Origin of the sequence: Pseudomonas sp. S44 (assembly GCF_016624805.1) — a bacterium.
GTDB lineage: Bacteria > Pseudomonadota > Gammaproteobacteria > Pseudomonadales > Pseudomonadaceae > Aquipseudomonas > Aquipseudomonas machongensis.
In genome coordinates this window covers 41,703-57,028 of the sequence record NZ_JACVTY010000016.1, presented here as the reverse complement: position 1 = coordinate 57,028, position 15,326 = coordinate 41,703, and the positions used below count along the sequence as shown (strand labels likewise).

Sequence of the window (15,326 nt, the reverse complement as noted above, 5' to 3'; positions counted from 1 at the left end):
AACGCATCGACGCGTGAAGAATTCGCTGTTGCTAAAGGAGTGGGCTTCCATGATCGAACATTTTTGGAAGGATAAATACCCAGCCGGAATTACGGCGGAAATCAATCCTGACGAATTCCCCAACATCCAGGCCGTACTGAAGCAATCCTGCCAGCGCTTCGCCGACAAACCGGCGTTCAGCAACCTCGGCAAGACCCTCACCTACGGCGAGCTGTATACCCTGTCCGGCGCTTTCGCGGCCTGGCTGCAACAGCACACCGACCTCAAGCCCGGCGATCGCATCGCCGTGCAACTGCCCAATGTACTGCAATATCCCGTCGCTGTGTTCGGTGCCATGCGCGCCGGCCTGGTCGTGGTCAACACCAACCCGCTGTACACCGCGCGTGAACTCGAGCATCAGTTCACCGACTCCGGTGCCAAGGCCGTGGTGTGCCTGGCCAACATGGCGCACCTGGTCGAGAAGGTCCTGCCCAAGACCCAGGTCAAGCATGTCATCGTCACCGAGGTGGCCGACCTGCTGCCACCGCTCAAGCGCGTGCTGATCAACAGCGTCATCAAGTATGTGAAGAAGATGGTGCCGGCCTACAGCCTGCCCCAGGCGGTGCGCTTCAACGACGCACTGGCCAAGGGCCGCGGCCAGCCGGTCATCGAGGCCAGCCCGCAAGCCAATGACGTGGCTGTGCTGCAATACACCGGCGGCACTACGGGTGTGGCCAAGGGCGCGATGCTGACCCACCGCAATCTGGTCTCCAACATGCTGCAGTGCCGCGCCTTGATGGGCTCGAACCTGCAGGAAGGCTCCGAGATCATCATCACGCCGCTGCCGCTGTACCACATCTATGCGTTCACCTTCCATTGCATGGCCATGATGCTGATCGGCAACCACAACGTGCTGATCAGCAACCCGCGCGACCTGCCGGCGATGGTCAAGGAACTGGGCAAGTGGAAGTTCAGCGGTTTCGTCGGGCTGAACACCCTGTTCGTCGCCCTGTGCAACAACGAAACCTTCCGCAGCCTGGACTTCTCGGCGCTGAAGGTGACGCTTTCCGGTGGCATGGCCCTGCAACTGAGCGTGGCCGAGCGCTGGAAGGCGGTCACCGGCTGCGCCATCTGCGAAGGCTACGGCATGACCGAGACCAGCCCGGTGGCGGCGGTCAACCCGTCCGAAGCCAACCAGATCGGCACCATCGGTATCCCGGTGCCGTCCACCCTGTGCAAGGTCATCGACGACAGCGGCCAGGAACTGCCGCTGGGAGAAGTCGGTGAGCTGTGCATCAAGGGCCCGCAGGTGATGAAGGGCTACTGGCAGCGCGAAGACGCCACCGCCGAGATCCTCGACAGCGAAGGCTGGCTGAAGACCGGCGACATCGCGGTGATTCAGCCCGACGGCTACATGCGCATCGTCGACCGCAAGAAGGACATGATCCTGGTCTCGGGCTTCAACGTGTACCCCAACGAGCTGGAAGACGTGCTGGTCTCCCTGCCGGGCGTGCTGCAGTGTGCCGCGATCGGCGTGCCGGACGAGAAGTCGGGCGAGGTGATCAAGATGTTCATCGTCGCCAAGCCGGGTGTCACGCTGACCAAGGAGCAGGTGATGGAGCACATGCGTGCCAACGTCACCGGCTACAAGGTGCCGCGGTTCATCGAGTTCCGCGATGCCCTGCCGACCACCAACGTCGGCAAGATCCTGCGTCGTGAGTTGCGCGACGAAGAGATGAAGAAGCTGGGGCTGAAGAAGATCGCCTGATTCACACCGGCCCGCTCCTGCAAGAGCGGGCCGGTTTTGGTTTCAGCGCAACTTTTCCAGCATCTGGTAGTACCACATCCCCACTGACAGCAGCGGATTGCCCAGCAAATCCCCCATCGGCACCTTGATGTGCTTGCACGCGGCAAAGGTGTCGAACTTCTCCAGCGTCCCGGTCAACGCCTCGGCCATGATCTCGCCCATGATGTGGCTGGTCGCGATGCCATGCCCGGAGTAACCCTGGCAGTACCAGACGTTGTCCGACAGCTTGCCCAGCTGTGGGATGCGGTTGACCACGATGCCCATGGCGCAGCTCCACTTGAATTCGATCGGCACGCCCTTGAGCGCCGGGAAGGTGCGCTCGATGCAAGGGCGCAGCTCGGCTTCGATGTCCCGCGAATCACGCCCCGAATAGTTGGCGCCACCTCCGAACAGCAGGCGCTTGTCGGCGGTCAGGCGGTAGTAGTCGAGCACGAAGCGACAGTCGTACACCGCCAGGTCCTCGGGGTTGATCTGCTCGGCCAGCTCGCCCAGCGGCGCGGTGGTGACGATCCCGCCCATGGCCGGGAAGATCTTGCCCTTGAGCTGGCGCTGCTCGAGCTTGTGGTACACATCGCCCGCCAGCAGGATCTGGCGCGCCTCGATTCGACCATTGGCGGTAACCACTGCCGGACTCGGACCGTGGACGATATCCAGCACTTCCGAATTTTCGAAGATCAGCGCGCCGAGGCTGTGCGCAGCCCGCGCCTCGCCCAGGCACAGGTTGAGCGGATGCAGGTGCAGGTTGCGCGTATTCTTCAGTGCCCCGAGGTACAGCGGGCTCTGCAGGTGGCGCGAGATGCCCTGGCGGTCGAGCAGTTGCACCTGGTCGCCCATGCCACGGCGCTGGGCCTCGGCTTCGAAGGCGCGCAGTTCCTCCAGGTGCGACGGCTTCATTGCGGCATGCAGGTGGCCGCGCTTGAGGTCGCACTGGATGCCGTAGCGCGCCACGCGCTGCTCGATGATCTGGTGCCCGCGCCAGCGCAGGTGCCAGATGAAATCGTCTACCTCGCTGCCGAGCCGGTCACGCATCTGGGTGCGCATGGCCTCGTCGCCGGACAGGCTGCCAGTCACCTGGCCACCATTGCGCCCGCTGGCGCCCCAGCCGATGCGGTTGGTCTCGACGATGGCGACCTTCAGGCCGCGCTCTGCCAGCTCCACGGCGGTGGCGACGCCGGTGAAGCCGCCACCGATGATCGCCACATCAACCTGCTCGGTGCCGTTGAGCGTCGGGTACTCGGTCCGGTCGTTGAGGGTGGCGCTGTAGTAGGACGGTGCGCGCTGGGCCGGGCCGTTGTTCAGTGCTGCGTTCATGGGATGTTCCTTGTTCTGAATAGGGTAGGGCTCAGGCCTGGTGCAGGTACCAGCGCCAGTCCTGTTCGCTGACTTCGGCCATGAACTGGCGGTATTCGGCGCGTTTGACCTTCAGGTATACCCCGAGGAACGCATCGCCCAGCGCTTCGCGAGCCCAAACCGAGTGCTCCAGTGCATCGAGGGCGGTGAGCCAGTCGGTGGGCAGGTGCTCGGTGGCCTGGGCATAGCCGTTGCCCTCGACCGGAGCGCCAGGGTCCAGTTGTTCGCGAATGCCTTGGTGCGTGGCGGCGAGAATGGCCGCGGCAGCCAGATAAGGGTTGGCATCGGCGCCGCAGATACGGTGCTCGATGTGTCGGCTGGGTGCCGGGCCGCCGGGTACGCGCAGGCTCACGGTGCGGTTGTCGACACCCCAGGTCGGCGCCAGCGGCGCATAACTGTTGGCCTGGAAGCGGCGGAACGAGTTGGCGTTGGGGCAGAACAGCAGCAGCGAATCGCGCAGGTGGCGCAGCATGCCCGCCACGGCCTGGCGCAGCAGCGGCGTACCGGCCGGGTCTTCGCTGGCGAACAGGTTGCGGCCTTCGCTGTCAGCCAGGCTCAGGTGCATGTGCATGCCGGTGCCGGCGATCTGGGCGAAGGGCTTGGCCATGAAGCAGGCCTGCATGCCGTGGGCATGGGCCACGCCCTTGACGAGGCGCTTGTAGCGCACGGCCTGGTCCATCGCTGCCAGCGCATCGCCGTGTTCCAGGGTGATTTCCACCTGGCCGGGGGCATACTCGGAAATCGCCGTGCGTGCCGGAATACCCTGGGCCTTGCAGGCGGCATACAGGTCGGCGAGGAAGGGCTCGATCTGTTCCAGCTCACGCAGGCCATAAACCTGTGTGCTGCGTGGTCGGCCGCCGTCGCTGTCGAGCGCCGGTTGCGGGCGGCCCTGGGCATCGCGCTGCTGGTCGAGCAGGTAGAACTCCAGCTCGCAGGCCATCACCGGGTGATAACCGTCGGCCTTCAGGGCCTCGATGGTGCGCAGCAGGACATGGCGCGGGTCGGCAATGCTGGCGGGCAGGCCTTCGCTGGGGTGCATGCTGACCTGCACCGCGGCGGTCGGCACCCGGCGCCAAGGCAGGCGTACCAGGCTGCCGTCCAGGGGGTAGGCGCGGCAGTCGATGTCACCGACATCCCAGACCAGGCCCGAGTTTTCCACATCGTCGCCATTGAGGGTCAGGCCAAGGATGGTGCTGGGCAGCGGCCGGCCGCTTTCATACACCGCCATCAGCTCGTCACGGTGCAGCAGCTTGCCGCGCGGCACGCCGTTGGCGTCGAGGATGAACAGTTCGATCAGGTCGATGTCGGGGTTTTCGGCCAGGAAACGGCGGGCTTGCTCGGGGTTGGCAAAGTGCATGGGGCTCGCTCGCGCCCCTGTCGTTCAGGGGCGCACAAGACCACCGCGGGTTGGCGCGGCGCGTCGGACGGATTCAGGCAGCCGCGGGGCTGCGGTAGGCGTCAATGGACAGCGAGCGAGGTATCCGGCGGGCGAGCATGGCGGCAGTGCCACAGGGCCCAGAAGGCGAGGATGACGTGGACCAGCGGATTTTCACCGGCGCGGGCCCTGACCTTCGGCAGCGAAGGGCGTGACATCGGGGGCGCGGTGATCGGGTCGGGAATCATGCCCTGGATACTCACATGGTGGGTAAGGTTGATTAAAGCAGTGAATGGCGACGTTCACTCCAGAGCTGGCTAAACATTTGCGCCGCTTGGTGATTGGGTTTCGGAGTAGTCCTACGAGGTGTTCAGACCGTAATGGATAGGGGGCCACAGTCCAGAAGCCTGATGCTGATCATTTAATCCGGGGTAGTGATGGCTGACGTCTTTGCAGTTGGCTTCATCTGCATTCTCGCGGTAGGCGTCGACTGGCTGTTCCGGTCTAGCAGGCTCCGAGTGTTCATGTATCTGGTTTTCATGGCAGCAGCGATTACGAGTTGCACGAAACTGGGTAAGCACGAAAACCTGTTGCTCGACGGTTTGATCTGGACCGTCTTTTTCACGATGGCTGGCACACGACTGCTGTTCAAGCGTTCGCGGTATTTCGAACGGGATCGGGGCTGATCGGAAATTGCCGGGGTGCACGCTCGCGTAGGGGGTAACTGTCTTGTTCAAAATCTGATAACCAGCTCAGTCCTTGTGGGAGCGGGCTCGCCTGCGAAGAGGCCGGTACAGGCAGCAGAGAACCGCCAAATCTGCGACAATCGCGCATCCTCAAGAATGCCGATCATGCAAAAGCAGGCTCACCTGCATCATCAGAAAGCCCCATGACTGACCACGCCATCGACAAACTGCTGCAAAACCTCGACCACGCCATGATCGCCGACCGCCATCGCCTGCGGCGGCAACTGCACGAGCTGCGCAAGCGCCCCGACGAGGGCAAGCTGGCGCAGTGGGTGGAGAAGGTCCAGGCGTCCTGCGCCCAGGTCACCGCGCGCCAGCAGAGCGTGCCGAGCATCCGCTACGACGACAGCCTGCCCATCGCCGCCAAGCGCGACGAGATCAAGAAAGCCCTGGCCGAGCACCAGGTGCTGGTGATCGCTGGCGAAACCGGTTCCGGCAAGACCACCCAGTTGCCGAAGATCTGCCTGGAGCTGGGCCGCGGCAGTCATGGCCTGATCGCCCATACCCAGCCGCGCCGGATCGCCGCGCGCAGCGTGGCGACGCGGGTTGCCGAAGAGCTCGGCACACCCCTTGGGGCGCTGGTCGGTTACCAGGTGCGCTTCGAGGACCAGAGCGACTCCAACACCCTGGTCAAGCTGATGACCGACGGTATCCTGCTGGCCGAAACCCAGCACGACCGCTTCCTCGAACGCTACGACACGATCATCGTCGACGAAGCCCACGAGCGCAGTCTGAACATCGATTTCCTGCTCGGCTACCTCAAGACCCTGCTGCACCGGCGCCCCGACCTCAAGCTGATCATCACCTCGGCGACCATCGACCTGGAGCGCTTCTCCAAGCACTTCGATGGCGCGCCGATCATCGAGGTGTCCGGCCGTACCTACCCGGTGGACACCTGGTACCGCCCGCTGACCAGCGAGCAGGACGAGGAGGGCAACCAGGTCGAGGACGACCTCACGGTCGACCAGGGGATCCTCGCCACGCTGGATGAAATCGCCCAGCACGAACGCAGCCAGGGCAAGGGCCCGGGCGATGTGCTGGTGTTCCTGCCCGGCGAACGCGAGATTCGCGATGCCGCCGAGATCCTGCGCAAGGCGCAGCTGCGCCACACCGAGATCCTGCCGCTGTACGCGCGCCTGACCCCGGCCGAGCAGCAGAAAATCTTCCAGTCCCACAGTGGCCGACGCGTGGTGCTGGCGACCAACGTTGCCGAAACCTCGCTGACCGTGCCGGGCATCCGCTACGTGATCGACAGCGGTACCGCGCGCATCAGCCGCTACAGCTACCGCGCCAAGGTCCAGCGCCTGCCCATCGAGGCGGTGTCGCAGGCCAGCGCCAACCAGCGTAAAGGCCGTTGCGGGCGGGTCGAGCCGGGTATCTGCATCCGTCTCTACAGCGAAGATGATTTCAACGGCCGCCCAGCGTTCACCGACCCCGAGATCCTGCGCACCAACCTGGCGGCGGTGATCCTGCAGATGCTGCACCTGCGCCTGGGCGAGATCGACGCGTTTCCGTTCATCGAGCCGCCGGATGGCAAGGCCATCAGCGACGGCTTCAACCTGTTGCAGGAGCTCTCGGCGGTCAACCGCGAGAACCAGCTCACCCCGCTGGGCCGCCAGTTGGCGCGCCTGCCGATCGACCCGCGGTTGGGCCGCATGCTGCTCGAAGGTGCCCGCCAGGGCAGCCTGCAGGAAGTGCTGATCGTCGCCAGTGCGCTGTCGGTACAAGACCCGCGCGAGCGTCCGCCGGAGCGCCAGCAGGCCGCTGACCAGGCGCACGCGCAGTGGAAAGATGTCGATTCGGACTTCGCCGCGCTGGTCAACCTGTGGCGCGGCTTCGAGGAGCAGCGCCAGGCGCTGACCGCCAACCCGCTGCGCAACTGGTGCCGCAAGAACTTCCTCAGCTACCTGCGCCTGCGCGAGTGGCGTGATGCGCATCGCCAGCTGTCGCTGATCTGCCGTGACCTGCAGCTGGCGGTGAACAAGGATGCCTCCGATTACCAGCGCATGCACAAGGCGATCCTCAGCGGTCTCCTCAGCCAGATCGGCCACAAGACCGAAGAGGGTGATTACCAGGGCGCGCGCCAGCGACGCTTCTGGGTGCACCCTTCGTCCGGCATCGGCCGTAAGCGCCCGCAGTGGGTGATGGCGGCCGAGCTGGTGGAAACCACCAAGCTGTATGCGCGCATGGTCGCCAAGATCGAGCCGGACTGGATCGAGCCGCTGGCCGGGCACCTGATCAAGAAGAACCATTTCGAGCCGCACTGGGAGAAGAAGCGCGGGCAGGTGGTCGCCTATGAACAGATCACGCTGTATGGGTTGATCCTGGTCGGTCGACGCCCGGTGCACTTCGGTCCGATCGATCCGGTGACCTCGCGCGAGCTGTTCATCCGCGAGGGGCTGGTCGGTGGCGAGATCCAGTCCAGGGCCAAGTGCCTGTCGGCCAACAAGCGCCTGCTCGAGCAGCTCGATGAGCTGGAAGCCAAGGCCCGCCGTCGTGACATCCTGGCCGACGAAGAGACGCTGTACGCCTTCTACGAGGCGCGCCTGCCGGAAGAGATCCACCAGACCGCGACCTTCGACAGCTGGTATCGGATGAACAGCCAGAAGGACGCCAACCTGCTGATCATGCGCGAAGAGGACGTGCTCGCCCGTGAGGCCAGCGAAGTCACCGCCGCGCAGTACCCGGACCACCTGCAGGTGGGCGACCTGCGCCTGCCGTTGAGCTATCACTTCGAACCCAATCACCCGCGCGACGGTGTCACCGTCCGGGTGCCAGCGCCCTTGTTGCCGAACCTGCCGGGCGAACGCCTGGAGTGGCTGGTGCCGGGGCTGCTGGAGGCCAAGTGCGTGGCCCTGGTGCGCAATCTGCCCAAGGCCTTGCGCAAGAACTTCGTGCCGGTGCCGGACTTCGTCAAGGCGGCGTTGTCGCGCATGACCTTCGGCCAGGGCGCCTTGCCGCAGGCCCTGGGCCAGGAACTGTTGCGCATGACCGGCGCGCGCGTCTCGGACGAGGCGTGGGCCGAATCGGCGGGGCAGGTCGAAGGACACCTGCGCATGAACATCGAGGTGGTCGACGGCCAGGGCAAGTTCCTCGGCGAAGGCCGCGACCTGGCCGAGCTGACCGCGCGCTTCGCCGCTGCCAGCCAGGCCGCGCTGGCGTTGCCACGTAGCGAGAAAACCGAACAGCCGGTGCAGGCCAAGGCCTTCGCCCAGGTGGCGCAGACTGCCCAGCAGAAGATCGCCGGCCTTTCGCTGACGGTGTATCCAGCACTGGTGGAAGACAACGGCGCGGTGCGCGAGGGGCGTTTCTCGACCCAGGCCGAAGCCGAATTCCAGCACCGCCGCGCGCTGCAGCGCCTGTTGCTGCAACAGCTGGCCGAGCCTGCCAAGTTCCTGCGCGGCAAGCTGCCGGGGCTGACCGAGCTGGGGCTGCTGTACCGCGAGCTGGGCCGGGTCGAATCGCTGGTCGAGGATATCCTGCTGGCCAGCCTCGACAGCTGTGTGCTCGAAGGCGAGACGCCACTGCCGCGCGACGGCGCCGCGCTGGCCTCGCTCGCTGAACGCAAGCGTGGCGACTGGACCGAGCATGCCGAGCGGCTGGCACGCCAGACCCTGGAAGTGCTCAAGCTGTGGCATGGCCTGCAGAAGCGCTTCAAGGGCAAGATCGAGCTGAGCCAGGCGGTGGCGCTGAACGATATCAAGCAGCAACTGGGCAACCTGGTGTACCCAGGCTTCGTGCGCGAGACGCCGTCGCAGTGGTTCAAGGAACTGCCGCGCTATCTGAAGGCCATCGAGCTGCGCCTGGAGAAGCTGGGCTCGCAGGTGCAGAAGGACCGGGTCTGGAGCGGCGAGCTGGGCAACCTGTGGACGCAGTACAAGACCCGCGCCGACAAGCATGCCCAGGAGGGCAAGCGTGACGCCGAACTGACCCTGTATCGCTGGTTGCTGGAGGAATACCGGGTGTCGCTGTTCGCGCAGCAGTTGGGGACGAAAGTGGCGGTTTCCGATAAGCGATTGAGCAAGCAGTGGAGTTTGGTGGAAGCCTAAATTCCTTGAGTTGTGGCAATATTGGTGCAATTTGGGCCGCGTTGCGGCCCATCGCGGGACAACCCCGCTCTCACTTTGTGGGAGCGGGCTTGCCCCGCGATCGAGGGCGCAGCCCTCGCTGACGATCTCAAGTTGGCACTAAAGTGCCATTAATCACAGCCCATCCCGGCCAACGCCCGCCAGGCGCAGGCCACAGACCAGAGGAACGACCGTGCACAACGTCGTGATCAGCGGCACCGGCCTGTATACCCCGGCCCAGAGCATCTCCAACGAAGAACTGGTGGAATCCTTCAACACCTGGTCGCAACAGTTCAACGCAGACAACGCCGCCGCCATCGAGCGTGGCGAGGTCGAGCCGGCGCCGCTGTCCGACGCGGCGTTCATCGAAAAGGCATCAGGCATCAAGAGCCGCTTCGTCATGGACAAGGCCGGCATCCTCGACCCGCAGCGCATGAAGCCACGCCTGCCCGAGCGCTCCAATGACGAGTACTCCATTCTTTGCGAAATGGCCGTGGCTGCAGCCCGCCAGGCGCTGGAGCGCGCCGGTCGTACCGCTGCCGACGTCGATGGGGTGATCGTCGCCTGTTCCAACCTGCAGCGCGCCTATCCTGCGATCGCCATCGAAGTGCAGCAGGCCTTGGGTATCCAGGGCTTCGGCTTCGACATGAACGTGGCCTGCTCCTCGGCCACCTTCGGTATCCAGAACGCCGCCAACAGCATTCAGCTCGGCCAGGCCCGGGCGATCCTGATGGTCAACCCGGAGATCTGCACCGGCCACCTGAACTTCCGTGACCGCGACAGCCACTTCATCTTTGGTGATGCCGCCACTGCCGTGTTGCTCGAGCGCGCCGACCAGGCCACATCGAAGCATCAGTTCGACATCGTCAGCACCAAGCTGCTGACCTCGTTCTCCAACAACATCCGCAACAACTTCGGCTTCCTCAACCGTGCGGCGGAGGAGGGTGAAGGCACCCGCGACAAGCTGTTCGTGCAGGAAGGACGCAAGGTGTTCAAGGAAGTCTGCCCGATGGTCGCCGAGCTGATCGGCAAGCACCTGGCCGAGAACGACCTGCAGCCTTCCGACGTCAAGCGCTTCTGGCTGCACCAGGCCAACCTGAGCATGAACCACCTGATCGTCAAGAAGCTGCTGGGGCGTGAGGTGAGCGAGCAGGAGGCACCGGTGATTCTCGACCGTTATGCCAACACCAGTTCGGCCGGCTCGGTGATTGCCTTCCACCTGTACCAGGATGACCTGGAGCAAGGATCGGTGGCGGTGCTGAGCTCGTTCGGGGCGGGGTATTCGATTGGTAGTGTGATTCTGCGCAAGCGCTGATAACGGCGGCGGCCTTTTCGCGGGCTTGCCCGTGAAAAGGCCGCTGTATTTTCAGCAGACGAAAAAAAGCGGGAAGCGCCGGATGGGGTCGGCGCTTCCCGCTGAGCTACGCAGGGGAGCGTTCGTTTAGAACTTGGCTTCCAGGTCGACCTGCAGGGTGTCGACGTCCGCGTCGGTGTTCGGCAGCTGCGAACGGTCGGTCTTGGCCATCAGGTAAGCCGCGCCGACAGCGAAGTTCTTGTCGATTTCGTAACCGACCTTGAACTTGTGACCACGGTTACCGGTGAAGCCGTTGCCGAAGTCGGAGTCGGTGAAGGCGCTGACCACAGCGTTGCGCTGTACGTCGCGGTAGTTGTAGTCCAGGCTCCAGGCGCCGAGCTTGGTCTTCACACCCGCCAGCCAGGCCTTGTCTTCGCCGTCGGTGCTGTCGGTGTTCTTCACGTACTGACCGTAGGCTGCCAGCGGGATGGCGAAGCCGGTGAAGTCGATCTGACCGAAGCCTTCCACCAGGTTGAACTCGGTGGTGGTGTTGCCGAACTGACGCAGAGCGGCAGATTCCTTGTCGTTGTCGTAGCCGTAGATGCTGCCGCCAACGGTGACCTTGAGGGTATCAACCGGTGCGAAGCGAGCACCCAACTGGCCGTGGTACAGCTGGGCGTCGTGCTTGAACTGCACGCCGTCGCCGTCGACGTTGTCCTTGAGGGTGTACTGACCGGCGCTACCGAACAGCTCGGCGCCGCCCAGGTTGGTCTTGTAGGTGACAGCCACACCTTCAGGGTTCAGGTCGCTATCCCAGATGATGTCGCCCATGCTCACCCAAGGCTGTTGCATCTTGCCGCCGATCAGGTGCAGGTTCGGGATGGCGGTCGGGTGCCAGTCGAGGTAGGCCAGGTCGACCCACAGCGATTTCTTTTCGAAGTAGTTGTCCAGGCTCTGGTTGGTCGAACGGCCATCGGCGCTGCTGCCGGTGGCGATACGCACGCCAGCGTCGACCTGCGGGTTGATTTCGCTGTAGAAGCCGACGCGGGCACGGACGCGCTCGCGGTCCTGGTTGCCGCTGCCGCTGCGTGGGTTGTCGACGTTGACGTCTTCGTAACGCAGGCGCACGTCACCCTTGATCTGGGTCTTGGCGGCCCATGCCACTTTCTGTTCGAAGGAGCTCAGGCGCTCGGACTGTGCCTTCTGGTCGGCCTTTTCCTTGGTTTCTTTTGCCAGATCGGCCTGCAGTTCGCTGTACTGCGCCTGGTTGATCGAGCCGTTGGCGCGGAGCATTTCGAGCAGCTTGGCGTCGACTGCAGCACTGGCCGGGGCGCTCAGGGCCAGCATCATGCCGGTGAGGCTAACTCCGGTAAGTGTAGAAACAAGACGCATAAGGTTCTCCCTATTGGAAAAGTATGGGGAGGCTTTTGTGCGCCCACCCCCAAGTTGGCATGTCTCCGGAAAAGGCCTGACTAGACAGGTTCTCGGCATCCGAAAAACAGGCGCAAGTATTGCGAGGGGGGATTACAGAATAATGTCTATTTAGTGGCACTGCTGTTAAGTAATTACTCACATGGTTATAAGAACAGTCATCGTCATTTGAGCGATCCGGCGCCTTTGGCGATACTGGCGACCTGTGTTCAGGGAGCCGACGTCGTGACCAGCCTCTACAGCCTTGCCCACCTGCGTGATCTGCCGGCACTGTCCTGGGACGCGCTGGTGCCTGCCGGCCAGCCGTTCCTCAGCCATGCTTTTCTCAGTGCGCTGGAAGACAGCGGTAGCGTCAGCCGCCAGACCGGCTGGGCCGCCGAGCACCTGGTGCTGGAGCGTGACGGCGAGGTGCGGGCGTTACTGCCGGCCTACCGTAAGTGGCATTCGTTCGGTGAGTACGTGTTCGACCATGGCTGGGCCGATGCCTGTGAGCGTGCGGGTATCGCCTATTACCCCAAGCTGCTCGGGGCAGTGCCGTTCAGCCCGGTCAGCGGGCCACGACTGCTGAGCGCGGACCCCGCTGACGCCCTGCTGTTGTTGCAGGCGTTGCCGGAGTACCTGGTCAAGGGTGAGCTGTCCGGTGCGCACATCAACTTCACCGACAGCGGCCTGGACCAGCAAATGCTCGCCCAGCCGGGCTGGATGGAGCGCCTGGGCTGCCAGTTCCACTGGCGCAACCGTGGTTACCGGGACTTTCAGGACTTTCTCGACACCCTCAGTTCGCGCAAGCGCAAGCAGATGCGCAAGGAGCGCGAACAGGTGGCCGGGCAGGGCATCGACTTCCAGTGGCTGCGTGGCGATGAGCTTGACCAGGCGCGTTGGGATTTCGTCTACCGCTGCTATGCCAACACCTATGCGGTGCGGCGACGTGCGCCCTACCTGACCCGCGAGTTCTTCAGCCTGCTGGCCGAGCGCATGCCCGAGGCGCTGCGGGTGGTGGTCGCACGGCAGAGCGGCCGCGACGTGGCCATGGCCTTGAGCCTGGTCGGAGGCGACAGTTTCTATGGTCGCTACTGGGGCTGCCTGGACGAATTCGACCGCCTGCATTTCGAGACCTGCTTCTACCAGGGCATGGATTATGCGATTGCCGAAGGGTTGCAGCGGTTCGACGCTGGGGCCCAGGGGGAGCACAAGCTGATTCGCGGATTCGAGCCGGTGCTGACGCGCTCGTGGCACTACTTGCGCCATCCGGGGCTGCGGCGGGCGGTGGATGAGTTCCTGGCCCAGGAGCGAGACGGAGTGAGGGCCTATGCCGAGCAGGCACGGGAGATGTTGCCTTATCGGCAGGAGTGAGCGGGTTGTGTTGGATGCTTCGCGGGTAAACCCGCTCCCACAGGTTGTGGGAGCGGGTTTACCCGCGAAAAGGCCCTTGAGGCGATATCAATCGACTCCGACGAACCCGCCCGTCTGGTGATGCCACAACCGGGCGTACAACCCCTGCTGAGCCAGCAGCTCGGCATGGCTGCCGCTCTCGACGATACGCCCCTTCTCCAGCACCACCAGCCGATCCATCCGGGCGATGGTCGACAGGCGGTGTGCGATGGCGATCACAGTCTTGCCCTGCATCAGGGTTTCCAGGCTCTCCTGGATCGCCGCCTCGACTTCCGAGTCCAGCGCCGAGGTTGCCTCATCCATGATCAGGATCGGCGCATTCTTCAGCAGCACGCGGGCAATGGCGATGCGCTGGCGCTGGCCGCCGGAGAGCTTGACCCCACGCTCGCCCACATGGGCGTCGAAGCCGGTGCGGCCCTGGGCGTCGGACAACTGCGGGATGAACTCGTCAGCCCGGGCGCGGCGCACCGCCTCCCAGACTTCCTCGTCGCTTGCGTCCGGCCGGCCATACAGCAGGTTGTCGCGGATCGAGCGGTGCAGCAGCGAGGTGTCCTGGGTGATCATGCCGATCTGCGCACGCAGGCTGGCCTGGTTGACCTGGGCGATATCCTGGCCATCGATGAGGATGCGTCCGCCCTGCACGTCGTACAGGCGCAGCAGCAGGTTGACGAGCGTGGACTTGCCCGCGCCGGACGGGCCGATCAGGCCGATCTTCTCGCCCGGGCGAATATCCAGGTTCAGCCCATCGATGACCTTGCCACCCTTGCCGTAGTGGAAGTCCACATCGTCGAAGCGCACACCACCACGGCTTACTTTCAATGCTGGGGCATTGGGCGTGTCGGTGACCGAAACCGGCTGGGCAATGGTCTGCAGGCCATCCTGGACCATGCCGATGTTCTCGAAGATGCCGTTGACCACCCACATGATCCAACCGGACATGTTGACGATACGGATCACCAGGCCGGTGGCCAGGGCAATGGCGCCGACGCTGATCAGCGACTGGCTCCACAACCACAGTGCCAGGCCAGTGGTGGCGACCACCAGCAGGCCGTTGAGGGTGGTGATGACCACATCCATGCTGGTGATGACCCGTGAAGCCAGTTGCGTCTTCTCGGTCTGCTCGCTGATCGCTTCGCGGGCGTACTGCTGTTCGTAGTCGGTGTGGGCGAACAGCTTGAGGGTGGCGATGTTGGTGTAGCCATCGACGATCCGCCCCATGAGCTTGGAGCGTGCGTCAGACGACACCACCGAGCGTTCCTTGACCCGTGGCACGAAGTAGTAGAGCGCGGCGATATAGCCGACGATCCATACCAGCAGCGGAATCATCAGGCGCCAGTCGGCCTCGGCGAACAGCACCAGCGAGCTGATCGCGTAGATCAGCACGTGCCACAGCGCATCCACCGCCTGCACCGCCGAGTCGCGCAGCGAGTTGCCGGTCTGCATGATGCGCTGGGCGATGCGCCCGGCGAAGTCGCTCTGGAAGAAGTTCAGGCTCTGCTTGAGCACATAGGTGTGGTTCTGCCAGCGGATCAGGCTGGTCATCCCCGGGTTGATGGTCTGGTGCACCAGCAGGTCGTGCAGGCCGAAGAACACCGGCCGCAGCACCAGCACGACCACCAGCATCCAGATCAGCTCGGTGCTGTGCTCGCTGAAGAAGTTGATGTTGGGCGTGCCCTGGGCCAGGTCGATGATCCGGCTCAGGTAGCTGAACAACGCCACCTCGATCAGCGAGGCGACCAGGCCGACCACCAGCAAGGCGAGAAAGCTCGGCCAGACCTGACGCAGGTAGTACAGGTAGAACGGCCAGACCGTGCTCGGCGGCGCCTCGCTGGGCGCCTCACGGAAAATGTCGATCAGTTGCTCGAAGCGACGGTACAGCATGGAA

Annotated in this window: 9 protein-coding genes; 5 read left to right on the top strand and 4 right to left on the bottom strand. The window is 64.0% G+C overall.

The features are described from left to right. The first annotated feature begins 49 nt into the window (after nt 1–49). Nucleotides 50–1,747 carry a long-chain-fatty-acid--CoA ligase FadD1 gene (gene fadD1 / locus IAE40_RS13990; protein WP_186666884.1) on the top strand — a complete coding sequence of 566 codons (1,698 nt, stop codon included), beginning with the start codon at nt 50–52 and terminating at the stop codon, nt 1,745–1,747. 42 nt (nt 1,748–1,789) lie between these two features. Here the strand turns inward: fadD1 and IAE40_RS13985 are convergent, their stop codons facing one another. Next, nucleotides 1,790–3,097: an NAD(P)/FAD-dependent oxidoreductase gene (locus IAE40_RS13985; protein WP_063543710.1), complete on the bottom strand. Its 1,308-nt coding sequence runs from the start codon at nt 3,095–3,097 to the stop codon at nt 1,790–1,792. A gap of 31 nt (nt 3,098–3,128) precedes the next feature. Continuing rightward, entirely contained in the window at nt 3,129–4,493 is a 1,365-nt protein-coding gene (locus IAE40_RS13980; RefSeq protein ID WP_054893306.1) for a glutamine synthetase family protein, read from the bottom strand. A 455-nt stretch (nt 4,494–4,948) separates the two neighbouring features. Between IAE40_RS13980 and IAE40_RS13975 the strand changes: the two genes are divergently transcribed. The 3 genes from IAE40_RS13975 to IAE40_RS13965 all read left to right on the top strand — a co-directional run bounded on the left by IAE40_RS13975 (nt 4,949) and on the right by IAE40_RS13965 (nt 10,639). Further along, on the top strand, nt 4,949–5,197 hold the full coding sequence (locus tag IAE40_RS13975) for a hypothetical protein (protein ID WP_200603396.1): 249 nt from the start codon (nt 4,949–4,951) through the stop codon (nt 5,195–5,197). A 203-nt stretch (nt 5,198–5,400) separates the two neighbouring features. Beyond that, nucleotides 5,401–9,306, top strand: coding sequence for an ATP-dependent RNA helicase HrpA (hrpA, locus tag IAE40_RS13970; RefSeq protein WP_200603395.1), 3,906 nt, complete (start codon nt 5,401–5,403; stop codon nt 9,304–9,306). Nucleotides 9,307–9,517: 211 nt separating this feature from the next. Then, nucleotides 9,518–10,639, top strand: a complete 1,122-nt coding sequence (locus tag IAE40_RS13965; RefSeq protein WP_054893303.1) for a beta-ketoacyl-ACP synthase III — start codon at nt 9,518–9,520, stop codon at nt 10,637–10,639. Between the two features lie 126 nt (nt 10,640–10,765). On the opposite strand, the gene IAE40_RS13960 is transcribed toward IAE40_RS13965, so the two are convergent. After that, nucleotides 10,766–12,010 carry a putative porin gene (locus tag IAE40_RS13960; RefSeq protein WP_200603394.1) on the bottom strand — a complete coding sequence of 415 codons (1,245 nt, stop codon included), beginning with the start codon at nt 12,008–12,010 and terminating at the stop codon, nt 10,766–10,768. A gap of 264 nt (nt 12,011–12,274) precedes the next feature. On the opposite strand from IAE40_RS13960, the gene IAE40_RS13955 reads away from it, so the two are divergent. Beyond that, complete coding sequence (locus IAE40_RS13955; protein WP_200603393.1) at nt 12,275–13,402, top strand: GNAT family N-acetyltransferase; 1,128 nt, start codon at nt 12,275–12,277, stop codon at nt 13,400–13,402. An 87-nt stretch (nt 13,403–13,489) separates the two neighbouring features. Here IAE40_RS13955 and IAE40_RS13950 read toward each other — a convergent pair whose 3' ends face one another. Further along, complete coding sequence (locus IAE40_RS13950) at nt 13,490–15,322, bottom strand: ABC transporter ATP-binding protein (protein WP_153772351.1); 1,833 nt, start codon at nt 15,320–15,322, stop codon at nt 13,490–13,492. Nucleotides 15,323–15,326: the final 4 nt, after the last annotated feature.

Excerpts from the sequence above, each read along its gene's own strand:
- fadD1 (WP_186666884.1), top strand. The coding sequence starts at position 50 with ATGATCGAACATTTTTGGAAGGATAAATACCCAGCCGGAATTACGGCG.
- IAE40_RS13985 (WP_063543710.1), bottom strand. The coding sequence starts at position 3,097 with ATGAACGCAGCACTGAACAACGGCCCGGCCCAGCGCGCACCGTCCTAC.
- IAE40_RS13980 (WP_054893306.1), bottom strand. The coding sequence starts at position 4,493 with ATGCACTTTGCCAACCCCGAGCAAGCCCGCCGTTTCCTGGCCGAAAAC.
- IAE40_RS13975 (WP_200603396.1), top strand. The coding sequence starts at position 4,949 with ATGGCTGACGTCTTTGCAGTTGGCTTCATCTGCATTCTCGCGGTAGGC.
- hrpA (WP_200603395.1), top strand. The coding sequence starts at position 5,401 with ATGACTGACCACGCCATCGACAAACTGCTGCAAAACCTCGACCACGCC.
- IAE40_RS13960 (WP_200603394.1), bottom strand. The coding sequence starts at position 12,010 with ATGCGTCTTGTTTCTACACTTACCGGAGTTAGCCTCACCGGCATGATG.
- IAE40_RS13950 (WP_153772351.1), bottom strand. The coding sequence starts at position 15,322 with ATGCTGTACCGTCGCTTCGAGCAACTGATCGACATTTTCCGTGAGGCG.